Below are 6,751 nucleotides of genomic sequence, written 5' to 3'. Positions count from 1 at the left end.
GCCTCGGCCAGCGGCCGGGGCAGCGGTCCGGTGTGCAGGACGCCGAGCCGCTGGGTGGCGCGGGTGAGCGCCACGTACAGGTCGCTGGTGCCGTAGCGCCCCGGCTCGACCACGAGGACCGAGTCGAACTCCAGCCCTTTGGCCTGGCGCGGGTCGAGCAGGACGACGCCGTGCGTCAGATCGGGCTCGGCGCCCGCCTCCACCCCGTCCAGCCGCGCCGCCAGGGCGCGGTGCAGCTCCCGCGGGGCGATGACCGCGAGGCGGCCTTCGGCCGGGGTGAGCTCCCCGACGGCCTTCGCGACCGCGCCGGGCAGGTCGTCGGTGGCGCGGGCCCAGGGGCGCACGCCCGTGGAGCGCACCGAGCCGGGCGGCTCGAAGTCCGGGTGCTCGGCGCGCACCACCGCGGCCGCGACGTCCATGATCTCGGCCGGGGTGCGGTAGTTGACGCCGAGCCGGGTGTGCTCCCAGCGGTCCTCGACGTACGGGGCGAGGATGTCCGCCCAGGAGCCGACACCGCCCGCCTCCGAGGTCTGCGCCGGGTCGCCGACCAGGGTCATCGAGCGGGTCGGGCTGCGCCGCATCAGCAGCCGCCAGGCCATCGGGGAGAGCTCCTGCGCCTCGTCGACGATGATGTGCCCGAACGCCCAGGTCCGGTCGGCGGCGGCCCGCTCGGCGGCGCTGCGGTGGTCCTCCTCCTCGTGCCGCTCGGCGAAGCGCTCGGCGTCGATGATGTCGTGCGCGGACAGCACCTCGGAGGACTCCGGGTCGTCCTCCTCCTTGTCCTCGAACTCGAACGTCCGCGAGGCGTAGGACACGTCGAGCACGCCCTGCGCGTAGGCGATCTGCGTCTGCCGCTCCTGTTCGGCCCGTTCGCGCGCGAGCCGGTCGTCCTCGCCGAGGAGTTCGGCGGCCTCGTCGAGCAGGGGCACGTCGGAGACCGTCCAGTGCCGGGTCACCGGGCGGCGGATCGCGGCGGCGTCCTCCTCGGGCAGGAAGTCCTCGGGCGCGGCGAGGAAGTCGGCGACGAGCCGCTGCGGGGTGAGCCGGGGCCACAGCAGGTCGATGGCGGACCAGACCTCGGGGTTCTCGGCGAGTTCGTCGCGGATCTGGGTGATGTCGCTGGGGTCGAGCAGATTGGTCCCGTCGTAGGGGTCGGTGCCGATGCGCTCGGCGACCATGTCGGTGAGCGTGTTGAGGATGTGGCCCTCGAAGTACTCGCGCGCCGCGTTGTGCGGCAGCTTGGCGGCGCGGGTGCGTTCCCGGGCGACGTTCACCAGGCCGTCGTCGAGCATGAGGACCTCGCGGTCGTGCTCGATGGTGATCACCGGGTCGGGCAGCGCCTGCCGGCTGCGGACGACCTCGGCGAGGACGTCGGCCATCTCGGCCCGGCCCTTGACCGCGGCGGCCTCGGGGGTGTCCCTCCGGGTCGCCCGCACGCCGGGGAACAGCTCGCCCACGGTCGCCAGCAGCACGCCGGTCTCGCCGAGGCTGGGCAGCACCTCGCCGATGTAGCCGAGGAACGCCGGGTTGGGTCCGACGATCAGGACGGCGCGGCGGGCCAGCAGTTCGCGGTGCTCGTAGAGCAGGTAGGCGGCGCGGTGCAGTGCGACGGCGGTCTTGCCGGTGCCGGGACCGCCCTCGACCACCAGCACCCCGCGGTGCGGGGCCCGGATGATGCGGTCCTGGTCGGCCTGGATGGTGCGCACGATGTCGCCCATCCGGCCGGTGCGCGCGGAGCCCAGCGCGGCGAGCAGCACGGCGTCGCCCGTGGGGTCCTCGTGGCCGGTGCGGGTCTCGTCGCCGAGGTCGAGGATCTCGTCGTGCAGGGCGGTGACCCGGCGGCCCTCGGTGGAGATGTGCCGTCGGCGCCTGAGGCCCATCGGGGTGTGGCCGGTGGCCAGGTAGAAGGGGCGGGCGACGTCGGCGCGCCAGTCGATGAGGACGGGGGTGCGCTCGGCGTCGTCGGCGCGCAGGCCGATGCGGCCGATGTGGTGGGTGGTGCCCGAGGAGAGGTCGATCCGGCCGAAGCAGAGGGAGCCGTCCACCGCGTTCAGCGCGGCGAGCAGCCCGGACCGCTCGGCGACGAGGATGTCCCGCTCCAGCCTGGCCTGCATGGGCGTGTCGCCCTGGGCGAGCGCCTGTGTGACGGACACCTCGGTGTCGCCGCGCAGGGCGTCCACGCGTGCGTACAGTCCGTCGATGAATTCCTGCTCCCGCCGCAATTCATCGTCCGGAAATTCGGTGTTTGACAATTCCGCTCCCACCCGCATATACTGTGCTCACTGAACTTATTCGCAACTTCAATTCAAGAAGTCGCGAATCAATGAATATACGCAGAGGAAACCCCCGGGCGCAATTACCCGGGGGTTTTCTCGTGCCGGTGCGGGCCGGCCCGTCCCCACCGGCCGGCGGGCCGGAGCGGTCCCGGACGCACGAGAGGGCCGAGCGGCCGGACTCACGGGGGAGGAGTCCGGCCGCTCGGCGGTGGGGCCCGGAGACGGGCGGCGCGCCCGCGGTTCTCCGGTGACCGGGCGGCTGAGCAACGGGGGAGTGTCCCAGCCGCCCGGGGCGTGCGGGGCGGGGCGCCGGCGTCAGGCCTTGGCCAGTTCCTTCTCGCCGCCCGGCGCGGGCGCCTCGGCGCGGACGTCGTCGGTGCCGGCGCCGTGCTCGTGGTCGTCCAGCAAGGTCTTCTCGTCGAAGGGGACGTGGCCCGCGAGCACCTGGTTCGCCCGCTCCTTGTCGAACTCCTTGGTCCAGGTGCCGACCAGCACCGTGGCGACCGCGTTGCCCGCGAAGTTGGTCAGGGCGCGGGCCTCGCTCATCAGGCGGTCGATGCCGACGATCAGGCCGATGCCGTCCACCAGGGCCGGCTTGTGCGACTGCAGACCACCGGCCAGCGTCGCCAGGCCGGCGCCGGAGACACCGGCGGCGCCCTTGGAGGCGATCAGCAGGAAGAGCAGCAGCGTGACCTGCTCGCCCATCGACATCGGCGTACCCAGGGCGTCGGCGATGAACAGCGAGGCCATGGTCATGTAGATCATGGTGCCGTCGAGGTTGAAGGAGTAACCGGTCGGGACGGTGATGCCGACCACCGGCTTGCTGACGCCCACGTGCTCCATCTTCGCGATGAGCCGCGGCAGCGCCGACTCGGACGAGGACGTGGACAGGATCAGCAGGAACTCACGGCCCAGGTACTTGAACAGGCTCCAGATGTTCAGGCCCGCGACGATCCGCAGCAGCGCGCCGAGCACCACGAAGATGAAGAGCACACAGGTGATGTAGAAGCCGAGCATCAGCACCGCGAGGCTCTTCAGCGCGTCCAGGCCGGCGGATCCGGTGACCGCGGCCATGGCGCCGAACGCACCGATCGGGGCGGCCCACATGATCATGGCGAGGACCCGGAAGACCAGCCGCTGGATGTGCTCGATGCCGCGCAGGACCGGCTGGCCGGCGTTGCCCATGGCCTGCAGCGCGAAGCCGCACAGCAGGGCGACCAGCAGGGTCTGCAGCACCTCGCCCTGGGTGAAGGCGGACACGATCGTGGTCGGGATGATGCCGAGCAGGAACTCGGTGGTGTCCTTGGCCTCCGCGTCGACCTGGGCCTGACCGGTCTCCTTGACCGCGTCGGTGACCGCGAGACCCGTCCCGGGGTCCAGGATGTTGCCGACGACCAGGCCGATGCCGAGCGCGACCAGCGACATGATCAGGAAGTAGACCATGGCGATGCCGCCGACCGCGCCGACCTTGGCGGCCTTCCGCACGGAGCCGATGCCCAGCACGATCGTGCAGAAGATGATCGGCGAGATCATCATCTTGATCAGGTTCACGAACCCGGTGCCGAGCGGCTTCAGCTCGACCGCGAAGTCGGGTGCGAGCAGGCCGACGCCGATCCCGAGGGCGACCGCGATGATCACCGCGATGTAGAGATAGTGCGTGCGGTCCCGCTTGACCTTGGGTTCGGCAGGTGCCGTATCGGCTGCGCTGGTCACGGCGGCCCTCCTTGACGACGTCGTCGGCATCACCGGCGTGCGGCTCACGTCCCGGGATGGGGTTTGGGGAATGCCGTGACTATCTCCCGGCGTGTGAGTGCGGTCACCCTTCCGTTCATTTAGTTCATCGGGAAAGCGGGGGCAGACTGGCCCCATGCGTCTCCCCGTCCCCCGACCCCGCAGCCTGGCGGGCCAGCTCTTCGCCGTGCAGGCCGTGCTGCTGACGGTCGTCGTCGCCGGGTACGCGCTGTTCACCTACGTCAGCGACCGCAGCCAGGCCGAGGAGACCGCCGGCCTCCAGGCCGAGGCGGTGGCCCGCTCGGTCGCCGACTCCCCCTCGGTGCGGGAGGCGATCCGCACCTCCGACCCCTCGACCTCGCTCCAGCCCTACGCGGTGGCCGTGGTGCGCGACACCGACGTCGACTTCGTCACGATCATGGATCCGCGGGGCATCCGCTGGACCCACCCCGACCCGGAGCAGATCGGCCTGCCCTTCCGCGGCCACACCGCCCCCGCCCTCGAGGGCCGCACCTTCACCGAGACCTACACCGGCACCCTCGGCCCGTCCGTCCGCGCGGTCACCCCGGTCCGGGACGGCGACCGGATCGTCGGCCTGGTCAGCGCGGGGATCCGGGTCGAGGAGATCAGCGCGCGCGTCCGGGGCCAGCTGACGGCCCTGCTCGGGGTCGCGGCCGGCGCCCTCGGGCTCGGCGCGATCGGCACGTACGTCGTCAACGCCCGGCTGCGCCGGCACACCCACGGGATGAACGCGACCGAACTCAGTCACATGCACGACTACCATCAGGCCGCGCTCCACGCCGTGCGCGAGGGGCTGCTGATGCTGGACGGCCAGTTCCGGATCGCGCTGATCAACGACGGCGGGCGGGAGCTGCTGGGCGTGGCCCCGGAGGAGGACGTGGTGGGCAGGCCGGTGACGGAGCTCGCTCTGCCCTCCCCGCTGACGGGTGCGCTGCTGGACTCCAAGCCGCGGGTGGACGAGGTGCACCTGACGGCGGACCGGGTGCTGGTGGTGAACACCTCGCCGGTCTCCGGCGGCCAGCGGCGCGGCTCGGTGGTGACCCTGCGGGACGTGACCGAGCTCCAGTCGCTGATGGGTGAGCTGGACTCCGAGCGGGGCTTCACCCGGGCGCTGCGCTCCCAGGCGCACGAGGCGGCGAACCGGCTGCACACCGTGGTCTCGCTGATCGAGCTGGGCCGGGCCCAGGAGGCGGTGGACTTCGCGACCGCCGAGCTGGAGCTGGCCCAGGCGCTCACCGACCAGGTGGTGGCGGCCGTGAGCGAACCGGTGCTGGCGGCCCTGCTGCTGGGCAAGACGGCACAGGCCAACGAGCGGGGCGTGGAGCTGGTGGTGTCGCCCGAGAGCCGCCTGGACGACGGTCTGCTGCCGGACACCCTGCCCGCCCGCGACCTGGTCACCATCCTCGGCAACCTGATCGACAACGCCGTGGACGCGGCGCAGGGCGGCGTCCGGCCCCGGGTGACGGTGACGGCGCTGACCGCGGAGGGCGCGGCGGATCCGGAGCTGACCCTGCGGGTGTCCGACACCGGCCCCGGGGTGGACCCGGACCACGCGGAGACGCTCTTCGAGCGGGGCTTCACGACCAAGCAGTCCGGTCCGGGCGGACGGGGACTGGGCCTGGCGCTGGTCCGGCAGGCGGTGGGCCGGCACGGCGGATCGCTCTCGGTGGCGTCGGCGGAGGGGGGCGGTGCCCGGTTCGAGGTGCGGCTGCCCCTGCGGGGCGCCGTCACCGGCGGTGCGCTCGTGCGGTGCCCCGGAGGCGGCGCATGACGGACGGCCGGACCATCAGGGTCCTGGTGGTGGAGGACGACCCGGTCGCCGCCGACGCCCATGTGCTGTACGTCGGCCGGGTGCCGGGCTTCGTCGCCGTCGGCAAGGCGCACACCGGTGCGGAGGCCCGCCGGGTCCTGGAACGCACGCCCGTCGACCTGCTGCTCCTCGACCTGCACCTGCCCGACGTGCACGGACTGCAGCTGGCCCGCTCGCTGCGGGCCGCCGGGCACCACGCCGACGTGATAGCGGTGACCTCGGCCCGGGACCTCGCGGTGGTGCGCGAGGGGGTGTCGCTGGGGGTCGTGCAGTACGTGCTGAAGCCCTTCACCTTCGCGACGCTGCGGGACCGCCTGGTGCGGTACGCCGAGTTCCGCGCGGCGGCCGGCGAGGCCAGCGGCCAGGCGGAGGTGGACCGCGCGCTGGCCGTGCTGCGCGCCCCGGGCCCGTCCGCCCTGCCCAAGGGGCTGAGCGCGCCGACGCTGGAGCGGGTGTCCGTGGTCCTGCGGGACGCCGAGGAGGGCCTGACCGCCACCGGGGTCGCGGAGGCCGTCGGCATCTCCCGCATCACCGCCCGCCGCTATCTGGAGCACCTGGTGGAGACCGACCGCGCGGCCCGGCGCCCGCAGTACGGGACCGTGGGCCGGCCGGAACTGCAGTACCGGTGGGTGAGCGGCCCGTGAGGGCGGCCGACGGTTCCGGGGCGGGCGCGGCGTTCGGTTTGCGCCGCGGGGACGGCCGCCGTCCGGGCCCCGGCCACCCCGCTGCGCCGTACGGCCGTTCGACGACCGCACATCCGGTGCCGTCCGCGACCCGCCCGGGCGGGAGGCGTGCCGCCGGCGCCGTCCGGCCCCGACGTTGCGCATATGCCCGCTGAGCTTTCCGTTTGCGTGCCGACCGTCCGGACGGGGCGCCGGCCGTTCCCCCGGGAGGCCGGCGCCCCGTCCGGACG

The 6,751-nt window shown here is 73.1% G+C and carries 4 protein-coding genes; 2 read left to right on the top strand and 2 right to left on the bottom strand.

Features of this window, described 5'->3' with window-relative positions:
• Together B7L92_RS03070 and B7L92_RS03065 are read right to left on the bottom strand one after the other, a co-directional pair.
• The coding region (locus tag B7L92_RS03070) for a HelD family protein (RefSeq protein ID WP_081235957.1) at window positions 1-2,270 on the bottom strand (2,270 nt) is incomplete at its 3' end.
• 321 nt (window positions 2,271-2,591) lie between these two features.
• Complete coding sequence (locus tag B7L92_RS03065; protein WP_081235956.1) at window positions 2,592-3,989, bottom strand: cation:dicarboxylate symporter family transporter; 1,398 nt, start codon at window positions 3,987-3,989, stop codon at window positions 2,592-2,594.
• A gap of 154 nt (window positions 3,990-4,143) precedes the next feature.
• On the opposite strand from B7L92_RS03065, the gene B7L92_RS03060 reads away from it, so the two are divergent.
• Window positions 4,144-5,799 carry a sensor histidine kinase gene (locus tag B7L92_RS03060; RefSeq protein ID WP_081235955.1) on the top strand — a complete coding sequence of 552 codons (1,656 nt, stop codon included), beginning with the start codon at window positions 4,144-4,146 and terminating at the stop codon, window positions 5,797-5,799.
• The gene (locus B7L92_RS03055) at window positions 5,796-6,482 is read left to right on the top strand and encodes a response regulator (RefSeq protein WP_081235954.1); all 687 of its coding nucleotides are present in this window, start codon (window positions 5,796-5,798) and stop codon (window positions 6,480-6,482) included. Before B7L92_RS03060 ends, B7L92_RS03055 begins: the two co-directional genes overlap by 4 nt.
• The last annotated feature ends 269 nt before the right edge of the window (window positions 6,483-6,751 follow it).

The sequence above is a fragment of the Streptomyces viridosporus genome (assembly GCF_002078235.1).
Classification (GTDB): Bacteria; Actinomycetota; Actinomycetes; order Streptomycetales; family Streptomycetaceae; genus Streptomyces; species Streptomyces viridosporus.
This window is presented reverse-complemented; position numbering and strand designations above follow the sequence as displayed.